16 protein-coding genes are annotated in these 26828 nt (G+C 48.2%); 10 read left to right on the forward strand and 6 right to left on the reverse strand.

What is annotated here, in order from left to right; all coding sequences use genetic code 11:
• Positions 1 to 135 precede the first annotated feature (135 nt).
• From H8K36_RS06245 to gcvA, 3 genes are all read right to left on the reverse strand, one after another.
• The gene (locus H8K36_RS06245; RefSeq protein ID WP_230404302.1) at positions 136 to 3534 is read right to left on the reverse strand and encodes a TIM-barrel domain-containing protein; all 3399 of its coding nucleotides are present in this window, start codon (positions 3532 to 3534) and stop codon (positions 136 to 138) included.
• Between the two features lie 96 nt (positions 3535 to 3630).
• Positions 3631 to 4164, reverse strand: a complete 534-nt coding sequence (locus tag H8K36_RS06250) for a hypothetical protein (RefSeq protein ID WP_186914576.1) — start codon at positions 4162 to 4164, stop codon at positions 3631 to 3633.
• Positions 4165 to 4217: 53 nt separating this feature from the next.
• Complete coding sequence (gene gcvA, locus H8K36_RS06255; protein ID WP_186914575.1) at positions 4218 to 5102, reverse strand: transcriptional regulator GcvA; 885 nt, start codon at positions 5100 to 5102, stop codon at positions 4218 to 4220.
• A gap of 544 nt (positions 5103 to 5646) precedes the next feature.
• On the opposite strand from gcvA, the gene H8K36_RS06260 reads away from it, so the two are divergent.
• The 8 genes from H8K36_RS06260 (at position 5647) to H8K36_RS06295 (ending at position 16856) form a co-directional block, all read left to right on the forward strand.
• Positions 5647 to 6648 carry a 2-dehydro-3-deoxygalactonokinase gene (locus H8K36_RS06260; RefSeq protein WP_186914574.1) on the forward strand — a complete coding sequence of 334 codons (1002 nt, stop codon included), beginning with the start codon at positions 5647 to 5649 and terminating at the stop codon, positions 6646 to 6648.
• Between the two features lie 117 nt (positions 6649 to 6765).
• Positions 6766 to 7158: a RidA family protein gene (locus H8K36_RS06265; protein WP_186914573.1), complete on the forward strand. Its 393-nt coding sequence runs from the start codon at positions 6766 to 6768 to the stop codon at positions 7156 to 7158.
• Positions 7159 to 7219: 61 nt separating this feature from the next.
• Positions 7220 to 8425 (forward strand): hypothetical protein, encoded by a 1206-nt coding sequence (locus H8K36_RS06270; RefSeq protein WP_186914572.1) that lies wholly within the window; start codon positions 7220 to 7222, stop codon positions 8423 to 8425.
• 11 nt (positions 8426 to 8436) lie between these two features.
• Complete coding sequence (locus tag H8K36_RS06275) at positions 8437 to 9210, forward strand: SDR family oxidoreductase (RefSeq protein ID WP_186914571.1); 774 nt, start codon at positions 8437 to 8439, stop codon at positions 9208 to 9210.
• Between the two features lie 784 nt (positions 9211 to 9994).
• Positions 9995 to 11344 (forward strand): sugar MFS transporter, encoded by a 1350-nt coding sequence (locus H8K36_RS06280; protein ID WP_222611121.1) that lies wholly within the window; start codon positions 9995 to 9997, stop codon positions 11342 to 11344.
• A gap of 4 nt (positions 11345 to 11348) precedes the next feature.
• Positions 11349 to 12653 (forward strand): amino acid deaminase, encoded by a 1305-nt coding sequence (locus tag H8K36_RS06285; protein WP_186914570.1) that lies wholly within the window; start codon positions 11349 to 11351, stop codon positions 12651 to 12653.
• A 41-nt stretch (positions 12654 to 12694) separates the two neighbouring features.
• Positions 12695 to 14158 carry an N-acyl-D-amino-acid deacylase family protein gene (locus tag H8K36_RS06290; RefSeq protein ID WP_186914569.1) on the forward strand — a complete coding sequence of 488 codons (1464 nt, stop codon included), beginning with the start codon at positions 12695 to 12697 and terminating at the stop codon, positions 14156 to 14158.
• A gap of 262 nt (positions 14159 to 14420) precedes the next feature.
• Complete coding sequence (locus tag H8K36_RS06295; protein WP_186914568.1) at positions 14421 to 16856, forward strand: methyl-accepting chemotaxis protein; 2436 nt, start codon at positions 14421 to 14423, stop codon at positions 16854 to 16856.
• A gap of 70 nt (positions 16857 to 16926) precedes the next feature.
• Here H8K36_RS06295 and H8K36_RS06300 read toward each other — a convergent pair whose 3' ends face one another.
• Positions 16927 to 18042 (reverse strand): serine hydrolase domain-containing protein, encoded by a 1116-nt coding sequence (locus H8K36_RS06300; RefSeq protein WP_186914567.1) that lies wholly within the window; start codon positions 18040 to 18042, stop codon positions 16927 to 16929.
• A 375-nt stretch (positions 18043 to 18417) separates the two neighbouring features.
• On the opposite strand from H8K36_RS06300, the gene H8K36_RS06305 reads away from it, so the two are divergent.
• A complete protein-coding gene (locus tag H8K36_RS06305; RefSeq protein WP_186914566.1) occupies positions 18418 to 20262 on the forward strand; it encodes a DUF885 domain-containing protein in 1845 nt (614 codons plus the stop codon).
• A 91-nt stretch (positions 20263 to 20353) separates the two neighbouring features.
• Here H8K36_RS06305 and H8K36_RS06310 read toward each other — a convergent pair whose 3' ends face one another.
• Positions 20354 to 20986 (reverse strand): 2-dehydro-3-deoxy-6-phosphogalactonate aldolase, encoded by a 633-nt coding sequence (locus tag H8K36_RS06310; RefSeq protein WP_186914565.1) that lies wholly within the window; start codon positions 20984 to 20986, stop codon positions 20354 to 20356.
• Between the two features lie 157 nt (positions 20987 to 21143).
• Positions 21144 to 24251 (reverse strand): TonB-dependent receptor, encoded by a 3108-nt coding sequence (locus H8K36_RS06315; RefSeq protein WP_230404303.1) that lies wholly within the window; start codon positions 24249 to 24251, stop codon positions 21144 to 21146.
• A 653-nt stretch (positions 24252 to 24904) separates the two neighbouring features.
• Here H8K36_RS06315 and H8K36_RS06320 point away from each other — a divergent pair.
• Complete coding sequence (locus H8K36_RS06320) at positions 24905 to 26782, forward strand: beta-galactosidase (protein WP_186914564.1); 1878 nt, start codon at positions 24905 to 24907, stop codon at positions 26780 to 26782.
• Positions 26783 to 26828 lie beyond the last annotated feature (46 nt).

A 26828-nucleotide genomic window follows, 5' to 3' on the forward strand; every position in this document is an offset into this window, starting at 1 on the left:
GCTAAACTGGGAACGCAGACAGCTCACTAAGACGGCGAGGCCAGCGTCAGTTTTGAGTCTTCCATGATAATGCTGTGTGTTGGGCTGCGGATTTGCCTCCAAGAAGCCATGGTAAGCCCAACACAAGGCGCTTATCTATTTGCCGACGCGATCTCCCGCGAAACCGATCACTGTCGCGTTCGCCCAATTGGCGCAAACGGGTGCATTGTTCTTGCTCTTGACGCCCGTCGTTTTCCAACTCAGTAAGGAGATTCCACGAATATCGAGCTCTGGTTTGACCACCGCAGGCGCCTCTATGAGACCACTATCGAACAAGAGTTTGCCATCACCGAACACTTGGAATTGCAAACCACCATTTTGACGGCAGGCATCATCAATACCAACATCAGCACGGAAAGTTTGCCAATTGCCATGCAGACGATAATGCACTTCGCTTGCATTGACGACGCCTAGACCCTTGCGGAACTTCAAACCATTCATTTGCATCATGCCTTGCTCGTTGCTAGCATGTTTTGCCTTTACCCTGTCCTTCAGCGCTGCACTGGCGTTTGATTTCCCTAGTAACTCAGCTTGATCTGAGAGCGACACTTGCTGCTGTGCGCGATCTGGGTTCTGTTGTTCGAGCAAGGCAAACTCCGAGATCGTAATCGGTGGCACAGAAACCGGCGTGAACGCGTTATAAGCGCGCGGCGCGTTCGCTGCATCATTGCTGGTCAACACCATAGGATCTTGCGCATTGCCGTCCTCAGCTTGATCGTGTGAACTTAGCACGCGCAATCGGAACAGACGCCCTGCTTTAGCTGCAAACTCCACCCGTTGTTTCGCTTCTTGTTTCTTCAGTTGCCCCACATAAATTGGCTTACCCCATTCGCCATTGCTATCGGCCATATAGACTTCAAAGTCTTTGACTTGCCCGGCATCCCAATGTTTATCGTTGCGCGGCGCAATTTCAAAACCTTTAATCAAGCGGCGTTCACCTAATGCCAAGGTAAATTCATGTGGGCCTGTTTTCTGAGATTGATCACGCAAGGTGCGGAACCAAGTCCCTGGCTTACCATCGAATGCGTTTTCGAGCGGATGCCCAGGCTCCTCCGCAGGGCGATTCAAGACAATCAAAGAATCTGCTGCTACCACATCGCCGGTGGCGGGTGCAGCGGGATAATCAGCCGTGCTGGCTAAGCTTAATTCACGAGGAATGAAAAGATCTAAGGCAACTGGCAATCGTACGTCTATCTTCGCTGTCTTCACATACACTACGCCATACTGATGCGCCGCATCGAAATACCATGCTGATACCGCTTGTTCAAACTCCGCGCGGCTAGCGACTTCTTTTAAATCTTGTGCTTGGAGTTGCACGTTTTTTGGTTTGACGCGCGTATGAATTTGAAATTGCTGGACACGCTGCGCTTCCATTCCTTGATAGCTGCCACGCACGCCATCTAATTTAATGTGAATATCGCCTGCTTGGTCTTCAGGCGCGAAGACTTGAATCTGCTGGGTACTCTTTTCACCTTGTTGATATTGACGACTTTCACCATCATCTTCGTACAAAGTGTAGCTGCTATTGCCATGCGGATAAATGTCCCAGGTTAATACATCCTTGGGTACTTGACCATCGTAGAGCGCGCTAGGATACATAGGTAAAATTGCTCCTGCACGTACCATCACCGGTAATTTTTCTAGCGTAACTTGATAGTCGATCAGCTTGCCGTCGGCACCCGCGTTGACGACACGTCCATCCCAATAGTCTATCCATTGCCCTTGAGGTAAATACACAGCCTTGCGCCAGCCTTTGCTCGCCGCTTGGCTGCGATACACCGGTGCGATCAACAAATCTTTCCCGAGGAAGAATTGGTATTTGTAATTCTCATCATTGGCATGCGAGTCATGCGGATGATCCCACATCAAACCACGTACAATTGGCGCGCCACTTTGCTCGGTATCTTGTGCCAAGGTGTACATATAGGGCATCAAACGCATCTTCAGTTTGAGGTAATCACGATTGATACTGCGATAGGGCTCATCAAACCACCAAGGATGTTTGCGTACGTTTTGCGACCAACCCGACATACCCATCAATACTGGCGTAAATGCCTTCCATTGCAAATCGCGCGTATAAGTCTCTGGGCTACCGCCAAAAATACCATCGACGTCACCCGTTGCATACGCTTGCCCCGACAAACCTGAGCCAATCAAGGTCGGGATATGCCAACGAATATAGTCCCAACTACCGCTTTGATCGCCGGTCCATGTCACCGCATAGCGTTGCATACCTGCCCAGCCCATGACGGTCCACAAAAAAGGACGGGAGTTGGAGTTTTCTAAAATACCCTGCGCTGCAGCTTGATTGGCATCGAGTGCAAATTGATAGCCAGCGCCCGTCCAGGCCACATCAAGTTTTTGAGCTCGCGTGCCCGCCGTGCCGACTTCCCACTTAATTTTATCGACGCCGTTTTCAGTCCACAAACCTGTGCGGAAACCATATTTTTTCAAGCCGCTCACCACGCCTTGCAAATCGGTGTAACCACAGCCATAGCCATCATTTGGCAAAATCCAACCACCGGGCATATCGTGCTCACGATACTTAGCGGCTACTGATTGTATAACGTCTGGCGTTTTACCAGTTGGACCATCGCTCCAGCCTTTGGGGAAAGTGCCGGGCTTTTTGATATTGTCGCCATCGTTATAACAATCGGCATCCCCATATTCGTATGCCCAACGCGGCAACATGCGAGCGCGACCGGTAAGCGCGGTGTAGCCGTTTAACACTTCTTTGATACTGTCACCGACAAAATAATAAGCATCAAAACGTTTTTCGTTATGAGTGCTAGTGATGAATTCGTTGGAACGAAAATCGTAATTACCATTGCTCCAGGTATTGCGTAGAACGCCGTAACCCTTGCTACTCATATAGAACGGCGCGGGACTTGGCCTATCATTTTCTTCCCAACCACCGGAATAAGAAACTTCCAGCGATTTGCCCTTGAAAGCATACGCACCGTTTTGCTGACCACCACCGAAGAAGGCTTCATCTGCACTACTCGACAAAGTTTGGAAGCTCGCTTTTTCGCCAATTTCTAATGGCTGCATTTCTTGCCACAAGAGGCTGCGATTATCGGCTTTATACAGGGCTAAACGGAAGGGTTTGCGATACACACGCAAAGCCATTGCGGAAGTTTGTATGAGTTGGTAATCCGACTGTTCACTGATCTTGAAATCAACTCGACCGAAATCCTGTGGGAGAACGATAGGGGCAGCTTTATCACCTGCCCCAACTAACTTGCCATCAAGGCCGACCCAAACGCGAAACATATCTGGACGCAGAATACTAATTTGCACGAGATGCCCGCGGTCAGTTTGAATTTGTAACTGTTGTTGGCCACCAATGTTTTCGATCTTCTTGACGTTACCAATACTGCTCGCAATGGCACTGTTTGGAACGAGGGCGGCGCTAGTCATAACGGCAGACAGGAATATCGACAAGGCTGTGCGCTGAAAGCGAGGGGATAATGATTTGGATGTTGGTTGCAACATAAAACACCTTTATTTGATTGGATCAAGCATGTCAGCATGCTACGCATAAAGAGAAAAGCGCAACAGCGAGATTTTTTCGAGGCTCATCAAAAAAATTTAGAGGGCGATCGCTTTTAAACTTTTTTCTTGACGACCCTGCAAACGCATTAAGCAATTCTGTAAGGCATGCTCACTGTGCTCGGGCTGCCGCGCACCCAAAACCACAATCTTGTGCGCGAGATCAGCACAACGAAGCGCTTGACTCACGCAATGTTGAGAATTCCCTACAAAGATGAGTTCATCGAATTTCGTTGGTGCCAAGCTGCTAGCAGGCACATGATGTGCGTGCAAGGCAAATGCCACGACTGAGGCTTCGAAACGATAACGCTGTCCCTTCAGTTGCACCACATCTTGTGCAAGATGGGATTGGGTAATGCGATCGCACAAGGCAGCACTACTGCTCCAAGTTTGTTCCTGTGTCTGTGTGTTTTGGCAGGACTGACTCAACTGCACAATCAGGAACGATCGATCAATCTTGGTACTTAATTGCAAGGCACCGGTGAGACCACAACGCGCAGTGAACAAGATAAAGTCACGCCGAATTAAAGGAAGCTCAGTACCATGGTGAAAAATTCGACTTAGTGGCAACATGACCGTCAATCAATACAATCAAAAAGGGAACGAAGGAATTAATGGTATTAAGCTCAATGCGAATTAGCTTCATTAATCAACCACTGATGAAAAGCTTGGAAGGCTGCGTTCTCTTTCATATCGGCGGCGTAAATTAGGTAGTAGTCCAAACGCAATGGCGTTTGCACATCGAAAGGTCGAACTAAGCGACCTGCAGCGATGTCGTACTCCACCAACAACGCTTGCCCTAATGCCACGCCTTGTCCATCAATGGCCGCCTGCAAGGCCATTAAAGCCAGCGTAAATAGAGGACCCTTACGCACTTCCTTATCGGTCACGCCTAAAGTAGAAAACCAAGATTGCCAACTCGGGTAATCAGGGTCATTCATGGCGCTCACTTCATGCAATAGCGTTTGCTTACTCAAGTCAGCGGGTATGCTTAATGTCTTGGCAATCGCTGGACTACAGACGGGGAAAACCTCGGTCACGATGAAGGGCTCGATACGAAAATCGGCGAATTGGGTGCGACGAAAATCAATCGAAATATCGCAATCTCGATAACTGCGATCGACTTCAGAAACGATTTCTACGCGAACTTGTGGATGACGATTTAAGAATCGGTATAGACGTGGCACCAACCATTTAGAACCAAACGATGGCGGCACACCGACGCGTAATAAGACATTGTTATCGTTAAGCAGCGCATCTGTCGCTTGCTGGAAAGTTTTAAAACCCTCACGTATGCGTGGCAAGTAACGCTCGCCGGCTTCAGTCAATTTCAAGACGTTATTACTACGCTGGAAAAGATCTAAGCCAAGGAAATCTTCGAGCAATTTGATTTGATGGCTAACCGCCGCATTGGTCACATGTAACTCTTCTGCCGCGCGCGTGAAATTCAGTCGACGGGCGGCGACTTCAAAAACTTTCAAAGCGTTTAACGGTGGCAGACGTTTAGACATGGGACCCTCATTGAAAAACGATACCATATCAGAACTTCATTTAAAAAAACTTAATGAGATCTTGAAATATTATAGGTGTCCAGAATGACTGTTTTTTGCGGCAATCGGTGCTACTATTTTGCTCATTTATTGCCTAAATAAAACAAATTCGTTTTTTGCCATCGCCTTCGAGAAATGATGCCGCCAAGGAAATAACCCACTAAATCAGCTTTATGGTGGGGATTTTGCTGAGATTTGCCGCTGGATTTTGTCGGAAATTGGAAAAAATGGATAGTTCAACATCGAGGAAAATTTTGATCGTCAAATATTTCTTAATGACATCTCAAATATTCCTCGCTTGCGATCACTGATCTGCCCCGTTAAGCTGCGTGACATCTGCTTGGCGAGATATGCGTTCTGCTTTTGTTTTTTAAGCAATGAAGGAGGCATATCATGCTGATAGCGAAGACAGCCGCAAGTCTTGTTTTATTACAGCCAATGCTTTGCAACTACCGTCTTTGCTATTAGGCCAAGTACACCCATTTTCATTTAGGTCTCATTTGACATGACTCATATCATTACTATTGATACTGGAACTACCAACACGCGCGTTACCTTGTGGCATGACGGCGCTGTGCTTGCTCATCAAGCATGCGAAGTCGGTGTCCGCGATACCGCGATCACTGGTAACCGTGAAAAGCTACAAAACGGTGTGCGCGAAACCATCGCCAAAACTCTGGCCGCCGCCAGTATCGATAGCGAACAAATCGATCTCGTGATTGGCTCCGGCATGATCAGTTCGAACGTCGGGCTATTTGAATTACCTCATGTTCTCGCCCCAGCTGGTTTGCAACAACTCGCCCGCGGCATGGTATCGGTCACGATTCCTGAAGTCTTCCCTAAACCTATCTGGTTTGTTCCTGGTGTACGCAATGTAGTCGACAACATCGGCCTACACAATTGCGAAGCCATGGATATGATGCGCGGCGAAGAAGTCGAAGTCATGAGTGTGGTGGACCAACTCGCCATTACAGGTCCAGCCATGATGGTGATGCCGGGCTCTCACTCTAAATTCGTGTGCATCGATGATAAAAATCGTATCACGGGTTGTGTGACGACATTGGCAGGCGAATTGATGTATGTGATAACCCACAATACCATCCTCGCTCAATCACTCGACTCGCAATTTGCCACTTCCATTAATGAAGAAATGCTATTGGCAGGCGCGCAGTCGGCACAGACCATAGGACTCGGTCGTACTTGTTTTAATGTACGCACGCTCGATCAATTCACGATTTATGAACGCAATGATCGCGCCAATTTCTTGCTCGGCGCAATATTGGGTGCTGACTTATTGACCCTCAAGAACAGTACTGCCATCAAAATGCTGCCCGGCACTCCAGTCGTTATCTGTGGCAAACCGATCATGAAAGAGGCCTTAGCGATCTTGATTAAGAATGATGATTACTTCTCAGGAACAATCACGGTCGTTTCTGATGAAACTCAAGCACATCTCGCAGGCCTAGGTGCGATTTTGGTAGCCAAAGCACGCGGTCTAATTAAATAGATTTTTTAAGATGGTATCGAGTAAATTTCCGCATAGTTTTTTTAAAACATGCAGCGTATGCTCGTAGCAAAATATCAAAATTACGCAAGTTTAATTTTAGTGTAGATAGGTAAAACGATGAGCAAAGAAATCACACGTTTTGGGAATATTCCTACAGGCGCGGGCGGTCAACGCTTGCCATTTTCACCCGCAGTACGTGCGGGAGATTTTGTCTTTTGCTCCGGGCAAGTCGCCATGAAGGAAAACGGTGAAATCGAAACGGGTGGAATCGAATCGCAAACCCGCCGCACCATGGAAAATGTGAAGAAAGTTTTAGCATTGGCTGGTTGCGATTTGTCCGATGTCGTCAAAGTCAGCGTTTGGCTCGACGATACACGTGATTTCTGGACTTTCAATCGTATTTACAATGAATACTTTGGTGACAATCCACCCGCTCGCTCTTGTGTGCAATCGGCGATGATGGTCGACTGCAAAGTGGAAATCGAAGTGACTGCCTACAAACCACTCTAAGTTTTTCACGCACCAATCTGATCAAAGAAATTCACCGTTAAAAATAAGAAGCGAGATCTGTATGAGCGCAGTTGACCAAGAAGCTAGTTATCGTTCACTCTACACCTACGCTTGGGATATTGAGGACCAAGGCGTCGGTTCTTTTGTTGACGAAGTATTGGCGATGGGTATTCGCGATGTCACGATCGCTACCGCATATCATGCAGGTAAATTTATTCGCCCGCATGCGAAACAAGGGCCACGTGTAATCTTCCCTGAAGATGGCGTAACTTACTTCGAGCCAGACTTAACACGCTATGGTGAAATCCAAGCCAAAGCACATAGCCAAGCAAACACCAAAGCGGTGGTCGGCGATCTAATCAAAGATGGACGTGTGCGCGTTCACGCATGGACCGTATTGCTACACAATAGCCGTATCGGCGCTGCCTATCCCCACTTCACCGCCAAGAACGCTTTTGGCGATAGTTATGTGTACAGCCTGTGCCCGATGCAGCCAGCAGTATTCGATTATGCGGTTAATCTGTGCACGGATTTGAGTTCACAATATGCATTCAATAGTTTGGTACTCGAGACTCCAGGATGGTTGCCCTATGGCCATGGCTATCATCACGAATTCGCTCAAGTCGCCAGCAATGCGTGGCTCGATAATTTACTCGGCACTTGCTTCTGCGACGCTTGCCAACAAGCTGCGCGACGCAAAGGTATCGATGTCATCGCATTGCAAGATCGAGTACGCGTAAGCGTCGATAACTATTTACAGCTTTCTGCTTCAGCACAAGCAGATCAAGCTGCAACGTGGATGCAAAACGACCTACTCAGCGATTCTGATTGGTTAGCTTACGTCGAGATGCGCCAAGATCGTGTCACCGAACTGGTATCATCGATTCGCGCAGCGATACCGGCAGCGATGAAGTTGGCAGTCATCCCAACGGTACAACGTCCGACAGCAGCCTGTTGGACTGAAGGCAGCGATCTCAAAGCATTATCCGAAGTCGCCGACTACTTGGAAATTCCCTTCTATGAAGCGAGCGCTAATCGTGCTATCGCTGATGCATGGGAAAGCTTACGTCAAGTCACTCATCCTGAAAAAATTCGCGCCATCTTACGACCAGGTCTGCCAGACCTCAATCAAGGCAATGAAATCGCGACTGCGATTGACGGTATCAATGCACTGGGTATTCGAGATTTCGCCTTCTATAACTATGGTCTCTTGCCACAACATAGGCTCGATCATTTGGCGCAAGTCTTACAAAGCAAGAAAGAATAAGGAGCATCGCAATGGCAAGAAACATATTGATCACAGGCGCTTGCGGTGGCATTGGCCGCGCACTTTGCCAAGCCTTTGTTGATGCGGGTGATTTTATCTTCGCCCAAGACCGAGAAGCTAAGCAACTTCAGAGCTTAGTCGCAGAGCTTGGCAGTCATCGTAGCTGCGCAGTCACCGCCGACCTCACGAATTCACAAGCACTACGCGCCGCTTTATTCGAACAGACGAAAGAGCACGGAGATATCCACGTCTTGGTCGCCAACGCAGGCGCTGCCGAGGCATTGACCTTGCAAACGACGACCGAAGAAAGCTGGAAAAAAGATATGGACCTCAATCTAAATGGCACCTTCCATTCAGTTGAGGCAGTGAGAACAGCAATGCAAACCGCGGGTAAAGGCAATATCGTCATTATCGGCAGCGTGAACGGCATGACTTCGTTTGGTCACCCTGCTTATAGCGTCGCCAAAGCTGGTTTAATCAGTTACACCAAAGCCCTCGCGATGGAGTTCGGTAAATTCGGCATACGCGCGAATATGGTGTGCCCCGGCACAGTCAAAACCCAAGCGTGGCAAGCCCGCGTCGATAAAAATCCGCAAGTGTTTGAAGATTTGAAAAAGTGGTACCCCTTACGCGATTTCGCGACACCGCAAGACATCGCCGATGCGGTGATGTTTTTAGCCTCGGACGCAGCGCGCGTGATTACGGGAGTAGTGTTGCCAGTTGATGGTGGCTTGATGGCGGGGAATCAGGTGTTTGCTCGTGAGTTGACGCAAGAGGAGATTTAGGAAGAGCTTTGCTCTTGCCAGCTGTTGGGGGGGGAGCTCGTTGCTTGAATGAGGTTCGTTGTTTCGTCGAGATGTAAATTGAGACGTATTGATTTTTTTGGTTAGAAGTGATTTCGCGGTTTGTAGGTCGGGGGTGGCCCGACAGCCACTTCCTTTCTTTGCTTCGCCAAAGAAAGGAAGCAAAGAAAGGCGACCGCACTAAATCGCCCTTCGGGTGCCCAATGATGCACAACAAAAAATGGGAAAGTGTTGAAACTCGCCTTCGGCTCAAACAGCAACACTTTCTTTTTCCATTTTCTGTTGCGCACCATTGGCGATTTAGAAGCGGAACGGCAAAAACCGCGACTCAACCTGCTGATACACAAGCTACTCTTAAAGCTTTTGCCTGGTTGTAGTGAATCCGTACCTTCTCGACCGATGAGTATGTGTGTTTTGACTTTCCCGCGCCTGGCACTGCCATATGTGTCGGGCAGAAAATGAATTGAGGAAGCTTTCCCATTTTTTGTCCTGCACAAATGGGAACCCGAAGGGAGATTGATGGTGTTTCGCAAAGCATGCTTTGCGCCATCAATCTCTAAGCTGCCCACAAGCAGCGCAGTGGACGGGACGGTTGCGTCGCCTTTCTTTGCTTACTTTCTTTGGCGAAGCAAAGAAAGTGAGTGGCAGCCGGGCCACACCCGGCCAGCGAACGATGAGAATCAACACCAGTCAGAAAGTTTTATAAAAAAAGAGACACTCTTCAAAAAAAGAGCCCATTAAAACCCCAAGAACCGGAAGCAAAAAAATGACCCAAGCTAGCTCCCTTCAACAAAATCAAAACCAAGGCCAAAACGTCATCGTCGCGATGCTCTTCATCGCTCTCCTCTTCTTCATTCTCGGTTTCGTCACCTGGCTCAACGGCTCCTTGATCCCCTTTCTCAAAATCGTTTGTGAGCTGACAGATTTCCAAGCACTTTGGGTGACCTTCGCTTTCTATATCGCTTACACCGTGATGGCACTGCCATCGGCTGCGGTACTCAGTCGTATCGGTTACAAGAACGGCATGACAGCAAGCCTTGGGGTGATGGCGATCGGTGCATTAATGTTTATTCCGGCTGCTAAGACCAGTCAATATTCACTTTTCTTAATCGCTTTATTCACACTGGCAAGTGGGATGACTTTGATGCAAACGGCGATTAATCCTTATATCGTTTGCATAGGGTCGCGCGATAGTGCAGCGATGCGCATTAGCATAATGGGCTTGTTCAACAAAGGTGCCGGTATCATCGTACCAATGGTATTCACGGCGCTCATTCTGTCCGGCATTACGCAAACATCGGGTGCCGCCTTAGCTGAGATGGATGTGGCGGCACGCACTGCTTTTCGTGCTGATCTGGCAAGTCGATTGGTAACGCCCTATATCGTGATGGCAGTGGGTTTGATTCTTTTCATGTTCATCATTCATTTTTCCTCACTGACCGAACCTGAGCTTGATGACGAACAATCAAATGCTGCGACGGTAAGTACGACTCGTTTTGGCGTTCTACAATTTCCACAGTTAGTGCTTGGCGCGATTACCTTGTTTGCCTATGTTGGCGTTGAAGTCATCGCGGGTGACACCATCGGTCTGTATGGCCATCACCTTGGTGTGCAAAATTATGCGGCACTCACTTCTTACACCATGGGCTTCATGGTGCTCGGTTATTTACTCGGCGCCTTCACGATTCCCCGTTTTCTCTCGCAAAGAAATGCACTCGCTTTGTGCGCAGTGAGTGGCATTCTATTTGCATTCGGCGTAATGTATGCGTCCAACACTGAGCAAAACATGTCACAGATTTTGTTGGCATGGGCTGGTGTTCCTAGCGTACCGAATACCGTTTTATTTCTCGCCATGTTAGGTTTCTCGAATGCCCTGGTTTGGCCTGCAGTCTGGCCACTCGCCCTAGAAGGCTTGGGAAGATATACTGCGGCAGGCTCTGCTGTGCTAATCATGGGCATTTCTGGCGGCGCGATCTTGCCCTTAGCCTATGGTCATTTCTCAGATAGTGCTGGCGCACAACAAGCCTATTGGGTGATGTTGCCATGTTATGCCTTGATCTTGTTCTACGCGCTCAAAGGCCACACCATCCGTCAATGGACATCGACTTCGAAATAATCTTATGCTTAAGCTCGACTCTCTAGATCAACAATTACTGCTGCCCGGCACTAAGGGCTTGGCCTTGCGCCACGCTTTACCACAACACGCGATCGCCGCTCAGCAGTGGAACATGCTCAACGGCGACACCAGTTTTCCAGTCGCCGTATTGAAAGACAGTGCGCTACAACACAACCTACATTGGATGAAGCATTTTTGCGAGAGCATGAATGTGGTGTTAGCGCCCCATGGCAAGACCACGATGTGTCCGCAGCTATTCGATATGCAGCTCGAAAATGGCGCATGGGGGATGACACTGGCGACGGTGAATCAAACTTTGATTGCTCATCGTTTCGGCGTGCGCCGTGTGCTTCTCGCCAATCAATTGGTCAGCGCCAGCGATACGCAAGCGATATTAGCCTTGATGCACGATGATCCTGAATTTGAGTTTTTTGCGCTCACAGATTCTCTAGACGGCGTCAAACGTCTCGCCACGCAAGTGCGCGACGCGGGGCTAACTCGTCCGATGAATCTACTGGTAGAACTTGGTTTCCCTGGCGGTCGCACAGGTTGCCGTACGCAAGCAGAGGCAATTGCAGTTGCGCGTGCAATTCATGCCAGCCCGTACTTACGCCTTGCCGGCATAGAAGGCTATGAGGGTCTATTAGTGAGCAAACATCGCGAACAAGACTTGGTAGCCGTGCGTGAGTATATTGCTAGCCTCATTCACCTATGCAAGATCGCCGATACTGAACAGCTTTTTGAGTCAGAACACATACTTCTCTCCGCCGGCGGGTCCGCCTATTTCGATCTGGTCGGTCGCGGCTTTGAACAAGAATTGAAACTATCTCGCCCGGTCACTGCTATCTTGCGCAGCGGTTGTTATGTCACGCATGATCATGGTTTCTATCACGCCTTAGTCAACGAGATGCAAACACGTGAAAGCCATGTCAAAGCAGAAAACTTGAAACCCGCGCTTGAAGTTTGGAGCATGGTGCAATCGCGTCCCGAGCCAGACTTAGCCATCCTCACCATGGGTAAGCGTGATGCTTCGTATGACATTGATTTGCCTTTCCCCGTATGGCAACATCGTCCAGGCAGCAAGCATGCACCACAAACGTTGCCAGCAGGCTGCAAGATCGAAAAAATGAACGACCAACACGCCTATCTCCGCTTACCTGCGGGGTGCGAGTTAAGCCAGACATTACGTGTGGGGGATATTGTTGGATGCGGCATTTCTCACCCGTGTACGACCTTTGACAAATGGCCTTTGATCTTGGTGGTCGATGATGATTACCAAGTTAAATCGGCAGTCAATACCTTCTTTTAAATCAGCTTCACTGTCCACTAAATACGAAAACCGCCAGAGTCATGATGAGCAACGTCACCTACGATATCGTTATACGCAATGCAGAAATCCTTGACGGTAGCGGCACCGCAGCCTTTCGCGGTGATATTGGTATCAGTGAACAAAAGATCGTCGCAATAGCCCCCGCCTTGAGTCTACGCGGATACGAAATTCTCGATGCAACCGGTCTCGCTGTCGCACCGGGTTTTATAGATGTACATACCCACGACGATAGAGAAGTGCTCGATGCGCCGACAATGTTACCGAAATTGACACAAGGGGTGACGAGTGTAATCACCGGCAACTGCGGCATTAGTCTGTCACCATGGGCAGCTGATCGCACGCCACCAGCGCCACTGAGCCTAATTGGCACGCAACGTGATTATCGCTATAGCAGTGTGCAAGATTATGTGAAAGCGATTAAACAAGTACAACCGGCAGTCAATGTCGGCGTCTTGATCGGTCACTCCACTTTACGCGTCAACGCTGTCAGCGATCTTAACCGCGGTGCCAATGCAGAAGAACTCTCGCACATGCAAGACTTGCTCGCTGAAGGCATGCATGCAGGTGCCTTGGGTTTTAGTTCTGGCTTGTTCTACCAAACTAGTAAAGCGGCTGATAATACCGAAGTGATTGAACTGGCTAAGGTAAGCGCGGCCGCTGGTGGCGTCTATACCTCGCATATTCGCGATGAATACAATGGCGTGATCGAGGCTTTAGCCGAAGCTTTCGACGCCGGTGCCGAAGCAAAGTTACCTGTTATTTTATCGCACCACAAATGTGCCGGCCCCGCAAATTGGGGACGCACTAGCGAGACCCTCGCTTACATTACTGAACGCAAGCGCAGCCAAGCGATTGGGTTAGATGCCTACCCTTACACCGCCGGTTCGACCGTGCTCGACCCCGACTATGTTGATGGCGTAATCCGCATCATGATTAGTTTTTCAGAGCCGCATCCAGAAATGCAAGGGCGTGATTTGGCCGATATTGCGATGGAATGGGGTGTCGATCAAAAAGAAGCGGCGCGCCGTTTGCATCCTGCGGGTGCCGTGTATTTCCAAATGCGCGAAGACGATGTCGAACGCGTGTTAAGTTATCCGCATACGATGATAGGTTCCGATGGCTTGCCACACGACAGTCACCCGCATCCACGTCTGTGGGGTGCCTTTCCACGGGTGCTAGGCCACTATAGCCGCGACAAAAAACTCTTCACCTTAGCCGAAGCCATACGCCGTATGACCACACTCTCTGCTGACCATTTCGGTTTAAAACATCGTGGCCGCATCGCCACAGGCTGTTGGGCGGACCTCGTTATCTTCGATCCAGCCACCATCAGCGACCAAGCCACGTTTGCCTCACCCAAACAAGCAGCAACTGGCATACATTGGGTTTTGGTCAATGGTGCTATTGCGCTTGAACATGGAAAAGCGAGCCCTCAACGACATGGTCAGTTTTTGGATAGGCAGAGTGAGAAGTTTTCGTGTTAAGAAAGACAATAAATATTGATATCAAAACAATTAATTCTCGCAATACCTTATCCTTTTACCTACAAGGTTAAAACAAGTAAAATTTCTGTCTTTTTCAAGACAATGCCGTACGTCAATTTCTTGACACATGGCAATAAGCTGCTTATAAAGTTACATGTTTGGTAAAACTTTTTAAGCGTTCGCTTTCGCTTCCATCACACGCTCTCCAAACCTGAATTGCCTCGCTAAATTCTTACCCTTTGAACTACTCAAGGAGTCATGTATGCGCAGTTTGCAGTCACGTCTTAATCTCCTCGTTCGCGTTGCCATTGCGCTTTTGCTCATTATTGGAATAGTCGGTATTTTTAACACTTACCGACAGACCAAAACCGGAGAAGGCATGGTCTCGGATTCTAAAGTTCTACGTGCGCAAATGCAGGCCGATATGCTACACGATACGATTCGTGCCGATGTCCTTAATGCGATGCGTTTAGCATCAGACAAAGAGGCTAGCGACGCCGATAGGCAGGCTGTAGTGACCGATCTTAAAGAACATAGTAAGACCTTCAAAGAACAACTGAACTTTGTTGAAAAACAAGGAGCAGCAGAAGTAAAAACTATCCTATCCACGCTACAGTCAGACTTAAATAGTTACCTCCGTGCTGCGGACTCGGTAGTTCAAAATGTGATGAAACAATCACCAGAAATGACTAATTCGTGGAAACAATTCGAACATGATTTCGAGACTCTTGAGAAGAGTTTAGAAAAGCTTGGGGATGCAATTGAAACCGAGGTTGCAGGTAACGCCGAGCAAAGCGCGAAACAAGGTCGTAACGCGATGATCATCAACATTACCATCTTGGTACTAGGTGCAATTGGCTTAATGAGTCTGGCCCGTAAACTCACACACGATATTCTTGGAGAGCTTGGTGGAGAACCAGAAACCGCTGCGAATGCGGTACGCGCTGTTACTGCGGGTGATTTATCTGCCAAAATCGTACTGAAGGATGGCGACGACAATAGCCTGTTGGCTTCGATGTCAGCATTAGTTGCGAGACTCAAAACCGTTATCGATAGCATTCACCAACTCGCCCAAGATCAACAGCAAGGACGATTACATTCACGTATTTCAACGCAAAATTTGCCTGGTGAATTTGCGACGCTCGCCAACGAAATCAATGCGTTAGTTGAGGCACAAAACAAAGACGTCAATGTGCTAACTGATTTAATTGGTCAATATGGTCAAAACAATTTCGAAGCCCGCTTGCCACAACAACCTGGTGATAAAGCCATTCGTAATCAGCAAATGGATACTGTACGTGATCGCCTGCAAGCCAACCTGCTCGAGGCAGACGCCAATGCTCGTATCAAGATGGCCTTGGACTCCGTGGCGGTACCCGTACGTATCGCTGACAACGACGGCACCATCACCTATCTCAACACAGCCTTAAAAGACACCTTAGTCAAATACGAGTCTGCCTTCCGCGCGCAGATCCCCTCCTTCGACGCCAGCAAGGTCTTGGGCGGAAACATCGGTGTGTTCTACGACGACCCAAATGCTGCACTACAACGCCTGCGCGGTTTGACGAGTACAGTGAAGTCACGTTTAACCTTAGGTGGGCGGGACTACGACGTCATCAGCAGTCCTATCACTTCCTCCACAGGTGAAAAGATCGGCACGGTTGGCCAATGGCTCGACATCACTGAGCAACTGGCCATAGAAAAAGAGATCTCGCTTGTGGTGGATGCAGCTGCCAATGGTGACTTTACAAAAGCAATTAGCGAAGCAAATAAACAGGGCTTCTACTTGCAACTGGCGACTGGCATGAACCATTTAATGAAGACTAGCGCCCAAGGTCTAAATGATGTGATCCGAGTTCTCGGTGCATTGGCACAAGGTGACTTAACGCAAAAAATTACAGCTGACTATAGCGGCTCGTTTGCGCAAATCAAAGATGACACAAACGCGACGAGTATCAAACTTGCGGAAATCATCAATGACGTACGTACCGCAGCTGATGAACTCAGTAACGCTGCTGAACAAGTCAGTGCCACTGCCCAAAGCTTATCGCAATCCTCGTCTGAGCAAGCTTCTGGCGTAGAACAAACCAGTTCATCTGTGGTGCAAATGTCTGCCTCCGTTAAGCAGAACACGGAAAACGCCAAGATCACAGATGGTATCGCCAATCGTTCAGCGAGCGAAGCCAAAGAAACCAGCAAGGCGGTTCTGCAAACCATACAGGCCATGCGTGACATCGCCGGCAAGATTGGTATCATCGATGACATCGCCTATCAAACAAATATGCTGGCTTTAAATGCAGCGATCGAAGCAGCCCGCGCTGGCGAACACGGCAAAGGCTTCGCTGTCGTCGCTGCCGAAGTCCGTAAGTTGGCAGAACGCAGCCAGGTCGCTGCGCAAGAAATTGGCGAGTTAGCTGCTGGTAGCGTCTCGATATCTGAGAAAGCCGGTAAATTATTGACTGACATGGTGCCGTCGATCGGCAAGACTTCCGATTTGGTGCAAGAGATTACAGCAGCGTCCGAAGAGCAATCTGCGGGGCTCAATCAAATCAGTATGGCGATGGAACAACTGAACTCAGTGACGCAGCAGAATGCGTCAGCATCTGAAGAACTTGCCGCGACTTCTGATGTAATGTCTGGACAAGCAGAGCAACTACAGACACTGATGCAGTTCTTTAATCTGCCTGCCACACGCTAGAATCTATAGTAAAGTCAATGAAAAAGGGAGCCGATGGCTCCCTTTTTTATCGTCCTCAATCACTTAATCATTAACTTTTACACGCCAACCAAGCTTCAACTTTTGGTCGTACTGCTCGCTCAACATCGAGCCCCTTAGGAAATGTACCTAAGGCTCCTTGACGGGCCACAATACCAACGTAAGATTTCGCACGATCCCAATACGGATAAGCACCATAAGCACCTGGGCTAGAGATACGGGTCGCAGCAACGCAATTAAAACTGGCGTTTTGACATTCATGCCAATAACCGAGTCCGTAATGCCAGGTCTCACCTAGCACGGCTGCTGGGGAATAAACTAATTTGGCGCTCGCGGTGCGGTCAACTAAGTACTGTTGCATCATATCTGCGGAAAGTAATTTACCAGCCTTGAGTGCAGAGAGAAAATCTAGATATTCACTACCAGTCCAATGCATACCACCTGCCAAGCGTGGATTCGATAACGAAGGCAGATCGTAGCTGGCCGTTTTAAACAATCCGGTTTGTTGCTGAAATTCGCTAAACAAATCCTGCCAAGATGCGAGACCTCGCGCCTTCACAGCCATTAGACCAGCGACTTGCAAATGCGTACTAGCATAATAAAATTCAGACCCAGGCTGCATCTGATTATTGGCATTACCGCTAGCGATACTCTGTGTGCAGTTCTCAAAGTTGGCCAAGCCAAGATTGATACAGACAGGTTCTTCCGTAAGACCCGAAGTAAAGCTGAGCAAATGTGCTAGTGTCATCGAACGTAGTGGCGAATTTGCTGGCACAGCCCAATTGGGTATCCAATCTTGGGGCTTATCATCGAGTTTGAGATAACCACGCTCTACTTGACGCAGAATAATCATGGCACTCACCATTTTGGAGGTTGATGCTGATTCGTACGGGGTAGCCATGGTCGAGCTGCCACGGTTATACACATAACGGCGTCCATCATCGCGCTCGACTGCGAACGAAAAATTGGTGTCCGTCGTCAGCTGCGCGAGCTGGGTATTCATATCGGTTTCAATTTGCGTCACGTTGCAACTGGTCGATGGATTCGCGGGAGTCGGCGTCGTGCTCGAAGTTGCCGACGCACCACCACCGCAAGCACTGCAAGCCATCGTTGTCGCTAGCAAGCCTAAACGTGCCAAATGCTCTACTTTGATCTGTTTCACTTGCATAAAGTTTCCCTTTCTCTTCCCTAAATTAATCGACACATCAAGCGCTAGCTTTCGCAAATAGCGTTTGCAATATACAACCGCTTTGTTTTGCAGAAAAAAGATAGACTCAAAGCTGGACGAGATCACCTGTTCTTACAAACTATTACAGGCAATTACAGTTATTAAGCTTCATTCGCCAAACGTATAACCGCCCCAAAGTAGACTAACGGCCAGGCTCAGTGGCATACGCCCTCTTTCTGCTGTATGCTAGTTGCACACCCGCTTAACAAAAACCTAGCTCAGCGAACTTTCAAGAGAATTTGCGCTCTAAGTCAAGCTCAATCGAATAGCGCAAAAAAAATCACAATTAGTGAATTCAACACATAAGGGATATGTATGAAACACACTTCTTTACCCGTCACAATTCAACGCCGTCTCCGTATTTCTACTCTCATCGTATCGCTCGCCTGTGCCTCATTCGCACCACAGTTCGCTCAAGCGGCTGAACGCGTGGATCTTGTGCAAGCCGTTCAAATCAAAAAGCAAGTTGATCAACTGGCCGATGCGTTCTACGATGCGCGCGCTAAATTCGAACCGATGATGATGGCAACTGCCAATGGTGATAGCCGTTTTGACGATCAGATTGGATTAAGCATTGCTCCGAAAAATCGTGCTCGCCAATTTGCCCTGTATCACCAGATGCAAGACAAATTAAAGAAAATTCCTCGCGACAAACTAGGGGACAAAGAACAATTGAATTACGATTTACTGGCATTCGAACTCGATAGTGCCTTAAATTTTGAGCATTTTCCGGAGTATCTGCTGCCATTAAACCAAATGGATAATGTGCCCAGTACGGTGGCGAACTACGCCAGTGGCACTGGTTCACAGCCACTGCATACAGTCAAACAATATAACGCCTATTTGAACCGTTTGAAGCAATTGACGCCATGGATAGATCAAGCCATTGCGAATATGCGCGAAGGCATCAAGCAAGGTGTTGTGCATCCGAAAACCATTACTGTCGCGATGCTCCCGCAGTTTAAACAATTACATAGTGCGAAAGTGGAAGAGAGTATTTTCTATTCACCAATCACTCGCATGCCCACTGAGTTTTCGCGGGCAGACCAACAAAAACTAAAACTTGCTTATCAAACTACGATTAGCAAGCATCTGAATCCAGCGGTACAACGCTTGATACATTTCTTAGAAACTGACTACTTGAAAGCTGGCCGTGACAGTACAGGCTTGAACGCCTTACCGAATGGTGCAAATTGGTACCAAGCGCGTATCAAAGACCACACCACAACCAACTTAAAACCTGAAGAAATTCATGCGCTGGGTTTGAAAGAAGTCGCTCGCATTCAACAACAGTGGGATGTGATCGGCCCGCAACTAGCTTACTCAGGTCCATCAAAGCAATTGCCTATTTGGGTCGCCGCACAAGATAAATTCAAACCGTTTACGAGCGACCAAGAGGTCTTGGCGGCATACCGTAAGATTGATGAAGCCGTACGTGCGAAATTGCCCTCTTTGTTTAGCCTACTACCGAAAGCGGAATTATCCTTGCAACTCGAACCTGAGTTAAGCAAGGCCACTGCGTCCGATCACTACACACCCGCCGCTGATGATGGCTCCCATCCTGGCGTATTCTGGGCAGTCGTCAATGATCCGAAGAAATATAGCCGTACCGGCATGGTGACTTTGTTCTTACACGAAGGTCAACCTGGGCATCATCTACATGCTGCCTTATTGAAAGAAATGGATTTGCCAAATTTCCGCAAATTCAATACCGAGAACTTCAATAGCGCTGCCTACACTGAGGGTTGGGCTTTGTACTCCGAAACTTTGGGTCGCGAAATGGGTTTCTACGAAGACCCTGCATACCTGTTTGGCCACCTCAACGATGAGTTACTGCGCGCTGTCCGTTTAGTGGTCGACACTGGCATGCATGCGAAGGGATGGACGCGCGAACAAGCTATCCAATACATGATGGATAACTTGGGATATAGCGAAGCCCGTGCGAAAAACCAAGTGGAGCGTTACATGGTCATTCCAGGTCAGGCACTTGCCTACAAAATAGGCGCCATGAAGATTTTGGAACTGCGTACAAAAGCACAACAACAACTTGGCGACAAGTTCAGTCTCGCCAAATTCCATACAGTGGTTGTAGGTGATGGCACTTTGCCGATGCCAATTTTAGAAGCGCAAGTCAATCGTTGGATCAACGCCAACAAATAGCGATGTAAGGAAGTAAAACTCAAGCAGGTTGCAGAACACACTGCGACCTGCTCACCACTTCGAAGTGAGGCTCTAAGCCAGAAAAGACGCCTCAACCCGCCGAAATCTGTGCCCAAGCCTCAACATAGGCAGCGGCATTGAGATTAATCGCATCAATCGTATCACCTGCGCGGTACAGATTCGATCCTAAACCAAAGCCACTCGCACCGGCTTTGACATAGGCGTCCATCGCGTCCGCTGTCACCCCCCCCACTGGCACACAAAGTACATCAGCTGGCAATACGGAACGCCACGCCTTCAACACACTAGGTGGCACACTTTCGGAAGGGAAGCATTTGATCGCATCGGCACCGGCCTCAATCGCAGCGAACGCCTCGGTTAAGGTGGCGACACCAGGTGCGCAGCACATTCCTAGACGTTTGGCAGCATCGATGATCTTACTGTCGCTATGCGGCATCACAATCAAACGTCCGCCAGCAGAATGAACTTGCTCGACTTGGTTTGTGGTCATCACTGTTCCCGCTCCGAGGCAACAATCGGCTGGCAATGCCTCAACCAATAAGCGTATGCTTTCGATCGCATTCGGCGAATTCAACGGTACTTCAATACAACGAAATCCTTGTGCATACAAAGCGCGCCCATATGCAAGCACTTCATGGTTTTGAATGCCGCGCAAAATTGCGATCAAAGGCAATGAGCTTAACGATTGTTTTAGGCTAATCATAATTTTCTTTTCTTCTCTGCGATGATTCTTTCTTTGACAGTAACCGCTAAGCAGAAAAAGATTGAATCAACTTAAACACAAAAGCGCTCCTACCAACATAACATGGTAAGAGCGCTTGGACAAGCAGCAGACTCAATGCATACTGCTTGGACTTCCATTAAAACTTATAGTTGTACTCTAAGGTCAAGCGAGCGGAACGTGGTCCAATACGGCTACCGCCCTGCAAGTAGGTAGGACTAATATTGCCACTACCGCTATTCGAACCGCTGTTCTCTGAATTAATAGTACGACTATCAAAGACGTTGAACACATCAAACTTCAAGTTCAAGCCTTTAACCGCTGCTGGCTGATACGATACATTCAAGTCCAGTTGCGTTGTCCATGGCAAACGACCTTGGCTACCGCGAGGTGAAAAAGCACCACCTTTCGCATCACAGAAGAAGAAATAGTTACCCTCATAGTGCCCGACGTCTTGGCCCGCGTACTCAGGTAATTGACCGAAGCAATTACGTGGACGACCCGAAGCGACTTGTAAGTTGGCCCCCACCATCACCTCAGGCAACACTTGATAAAACCCATAGGCTTTGATCACATGACGACGGTCGCCAGACAAATCACCATTTGAACCAATCATCAATTCACGGTAATCAGAACCTGCGCTCAGAGCCACGTCACCACCTGCTACACCAGAATCCGTTTGACCTTCAGTATTACCATGGCTATGAGACCAGGTGTAATTGATCTTACCGTACCAGCCATCACGGAATGGATGCTCCAAGAAGAAGTTCAAGGCAGTGTAAATACGCTTAGCCTTTGGTAAACCAATATCGGCCGCAGTCAGATGCGCTTTAACCAAGGGGCTACCACTGCCGGAACCATGCGGATCAAACCACACTGTATTCGCTTCACCAGTATTGATTACCATACACCATGATGGGTACAAACTATTGTCGGTGCCTCCTGTGTCTTCTTCTAAATTTGGATAGCCATTGCGCTTACCCCAAGCATAGATGGGACGTGGATCACAAGTATCGTCATATGTAGTTCGCAACGTTCGATAAGTTCCCATCAGACCGAAGTTCAAATTGGAGCTCAAAGCCTTTTCAAAACCAATCGACATTTCGTCTTGGTAGAAAGGTTTAATATTTTCCGCCGCCACAGAACGCGCGTCTGGTGAAGTATTGATATTGACGATCACATCACTAATTGGATGCAAGCCTTGTGGCACACCTGTCACTGGATCGACTCCTGTATAGGTGTAATAACGTGTCGTCGTTTTCAACTCTGAACCCATATTACCGACTAAGTTCGTAGGCACCGGCATGAAGTAGCGGCCAGCATTGCCGAACACTTTGAAACTACCATCACGATTAACATCCCAAGTCGCCCCCAAACGTGGTGCGATTTGACGTGTTTGAGAAATCACTAACTCATGCTTGTTGTTATAGTTGTGAAATTGCTCGTTACGCAAACCTAAATCCAACAAGATATTGTCAGTCACTTGATAGCGATCTTGAATGTATTGTGCAGACTGCGTTGTTGATGGAGCGCCGGACTTAAAGTAAGTGCCCTCTGAAACGTAGAAGCCCTGCGTACCGTATCCGCCACCCTGCGCTAAAGTCTCGTTCGCACCACTTGGCTTCCATGTCGTCGGATTATTGTGGTACAGATAGCTCCAACTACGACCGCCTGGACGAGTCGCTCCGACTAAAGAAGAAGCTTTGTTGTAGTCGATACCACCGCGCAAAGAATGGGAACCGACTTTGTATTCCAAATCGAGACGCAGCGTTTGCTGATTGTCGCCACTATCTGGCCGTACTTGATCGCCAAAAGGTTGTGGATTACTACTTGGATAGCTCACGCCTGGTACCCGAGAAGTTACCGAACTACCGACTGAACTCATCGCTGGGTTATAACCGAATGGAATTACTTTCGGTGTGGTATGAGACTTACCATACAAAGCCGTGACGGTCAGATCATCGGTCAGATAGCCGGTGTATTTGAAAATATCATCGGTACTGCCTGGGCTGCTGCCACCACTGCCGCCGCGAGAATTACCCGCATTCCAAATCGTGGATCCATTTCGCTTATTGTTGTCATGCTTGAAGGTCTCGTAACTAAACCCATAACTTGATGAAGTGCTGCGTGATTCATCGAGGATATGTGTGTACTCGAAGTGATGATCGTCCGTTAAGTTGTAATCTAACTTCAACAAGCCACGTGTAGTGCGAGCCTGATTGACTGACCAACCGCTGGCATTAAATGCAGTATCAGAACTCGCCGCTACTCCTTCACTATCACTACGTGTTTGCTCAAATGCAGCGAACATAAACAATTTGTTCTTAATGATGGGACCGCCTACATATAAACCGGCTGTCTTGCTCGTTGATTGATTGTCTCGTGCATAGAATTGCAGCTTGCCATCGGTCTTAGGATTATCTCCCGTGTTGGGGAAGTAAGTATTTAACTGGCGTGCAGCCAAACTTGCTGGGGCAATCGAAACCTTTCCGCCTGCTTCCCAATTATTCGTACCACTCTTGGTCGTAATATTGACTACACCACCCGTGGAACGACCAAACTCAGAACTGTAACCACCAGACAAAATCTGCGCATTGGAAATCGCACCGAATGGAAGTTCTGAAGCACCCACTTGGGTCAGAATATTCGTCACCGGAAAGCCATTGATGTAGTAAGCATTCTCGGAAACGCTCGCACCACCGAAACTAGAGACATTGCCGTAATAACCTGAAACATTACGTACCGTTCCTGGTGCCAAAGCGATCACTGCTTGTACGTTTTGGGAAATCGGTAACTTCGCCAGTTCACGCGCAGTCAGCACTACACCGTTATTCGTATTCGAGACGTCAATTTTATTGACCTTCGCAGCCACGGTGACCGTTTGCACATTCGCTTCGGTGGTGAAGGAAGCTTCAATACCCTGACCTATTAGCGCCTCTACCTCTAAACTTTTTTCCAGCGCACCATCGCGCATCAATTTCACTTGATATCGACCCGGTGGCATCGACGTCGCTTGATACTTACCCTTCGCATCCGGTGTAACAACACGGCTTACACCCGTCGCACTATTTTCTAAAACAATAGTGATACCCTTATTGCTTGGCACTTGCCCGAAGATAGTACCGGTTGCATTCGATTGCGCGAATGCGCTGGAGCCGACACCTACACTTAATACGGCCGTGCCGAAGGCGATGGCGATCGCACGCGCAATCACTTTATGTTTCATTGTCGTTGTTTTGTTTGGCATGATATTCGTCAAAATAGAGATGGCTTACACATTCAGCGCATCGTCAGGCAAATGCCGCGACCGCCGTTCTTTTTTTCAATCCACTTGCCCACCGCGAGTGAGATTTAGACCTGTTTCGATTTCGTCATCATGATTCTTATGAAATCGTGATTCGCTGGATCGAAAACGAGTTGGTAGAAAAAAGTCTAGTGATGCCTAAGGGAACACGCCAACGACATAAATTTAACTCTTCCTTCAAATTTCCTAAATGAAGCCCAATTTCGTTCAAGCAACTATGAACAAGCGCCCATCACCACAGAGTGAAAATCCAGAAGAAGCATTAGCCAAAGCAAGATCAGCTTGCACTGGATCAATACACTCTCATTAAGTTCTGCTTGAGGAATAACAAAAGTCCGCAAATATTTCTCAGGGCGGGTATCCTTAAAAAACAACATTTCGATGAAGCGAGCATATTTTTTACAATGTTTTCGATCTGAGTTTCACCAAGCTAAGACACAAAATCTAAGACATCGAACAATGTTAGCAACAAGGATCAAATAAAACTTAATGACTCCTTCAATCGAAATAACTGTGGTTTCATTAAAGCTGTTTTATTCTTCGGAGACCGACACTTAGGTCTATCCTAATCAATCTCTCAATCGCAAAGTCAAACCATGCTAAACCGACGTCAATTTCTGGCACTCACAGCGATCTCCCCCTTGGCACTGCATGCGCAAGCTAACGAAAAGCACGCATCCTTCCAGTTTGACGACAAAGAAAATCGCTTTCTCTTGAATCAACAGCCGTTCCAGATTCGCAGCGGCGAAATGCATCCCGCTCGTATCCCGAAGCCATATTGGCGGCATCGCATACAAATGGCGAAAGCCATGGGCATGAATACGATTGCTATCTATGTCATGTGGAATTACCACGAACACCAAGAAGGACAATTCGATTTCAGTTCAGAGAATCGCGACCTCGTCCATTTCATGCGCCTATGCCAAGAAGAGCAACTCTATGTGATCTTGCGTCCTGGCCCCTATATTTGTGGTGAGTGGGATCTCGGCGGCATCCCCTCGTATCTGTTGGCGGATGCCAATGTGGTATTGCGCGCCAACAGTAGTAAAGCGCCACGCTATATGCAAGCCGCTGCTCGCTACATTCAACAATTAGCGAAATTAGTAAAGCCCCTGATGTTAGACAATGGCGGTCCGATATTAATGATACAAATCGAAAATGAATTCGGCTCGTATAGCAACGACCTTGTCTATCTCGAAGAGCTAAGACAACTTTGGAAAGCACAAGGCATCGATGGTCCTTTCTATACTGAAGATGGTTACGATCAACTCATGCAAAATAGAACCGTGATCCAAAACGGCGCTATTGGTTTAAGTGGCGGCGAATCGTCCGACATTGTCAAAGCCCGCAAGGATTATCCTCAAGTACCAGTAATGAGTGGAGAACTATATCCAGGTTGGCTCACCCATTGGGGTGACCCTATCATGCAAGGTAAAGAGGTGGATGTTAGCAAGTCCATACAAGAGCTCATGGCAGCTGGCCAGTCGTTCAATATCTATGTGATTCATGGCGGTACCAATTTTGGCTTCACCGCAGGTGCCAACACAGAAAAAGGGGAATATCAGCCCGATATCACCAGCTACGATTACGCTGCGCCGATCAATGAACAGGGCCTGCCGACCGCCGCCTACCATCGCTATCGGGCAATCATCAGCAATGCGTTGGGTGCTCCACTACCGCCAATTCCTGCACCGATTAAGACGCTCAAGCAGCATTTGCATCGACCATTACTGCCACACTTTTTGACGTCAATTTGGGATCATCTCCCGCCAGCAAGAAGTTATCGTGATGTGCAATCTATGGAAAGTCTTGGCCAACAGGCGGGCCTCGTTTTATATCAAACAAGGCTTGATGCGCCGCTTGGCACATTGCATATCGATGAGTTGCATGACTACGCCACACTACATATCGATCACCGCTACCTCGGTGCGATCAGTCGCACTAAGTTGCCGGCAGGCGCCTTTGCTGAACTTAATATGCATGCACATCGTCAGCCGATCGCAATTACAGAGACGCGTCAAGCTGAACTGGCCATCTTAGTTGAAGGCATGGGACGCATCAATTATGGTCGCGTCCCTGTCGATCGCAAAGGCATACTTTCACCTGTATTGCTCAAAAAATCAGACGGTACTCTACGCCAACTCGAACAGTGGAAAATCACCACGCTCCCACTTGATTTGGCGTATCTACAATCACTGCGGGCAAGGCCCAATCGCGGACATCGAGGTAATTTCTTTGAGCTCAATATCAACTTTAAAGAAATCGGTGACTGTTACATAGATATGCAGCACTGGACCAAAGGTTTTGTCTGGGTCAATGGCCATCATCTTGGTCGTTATTGGAAGTTAGGACCACAAACACGCTTATATTGTCCGGCAATTTTCTTGCAACGTGGGCATAATCAAATCCTCATATTTGATCACCATCAAATCGACACATCACCCATCGCCTTGAAACTCAGCTTAGAAAACTAGCGACGAGAATTGCGCCGCTCCATTCAGTCTTTATTTTCAGCACTAA

It is taken from the genome of Affinundibacterium nitidum, from assembly GCF_014284155.1.
Lineage (GTDB): Bacteria > Pseudomonadota > Gammaproteobacteria > Burkholderiales > Burkholderiaceae_D > Undibacterium > Undibacterium nitidum.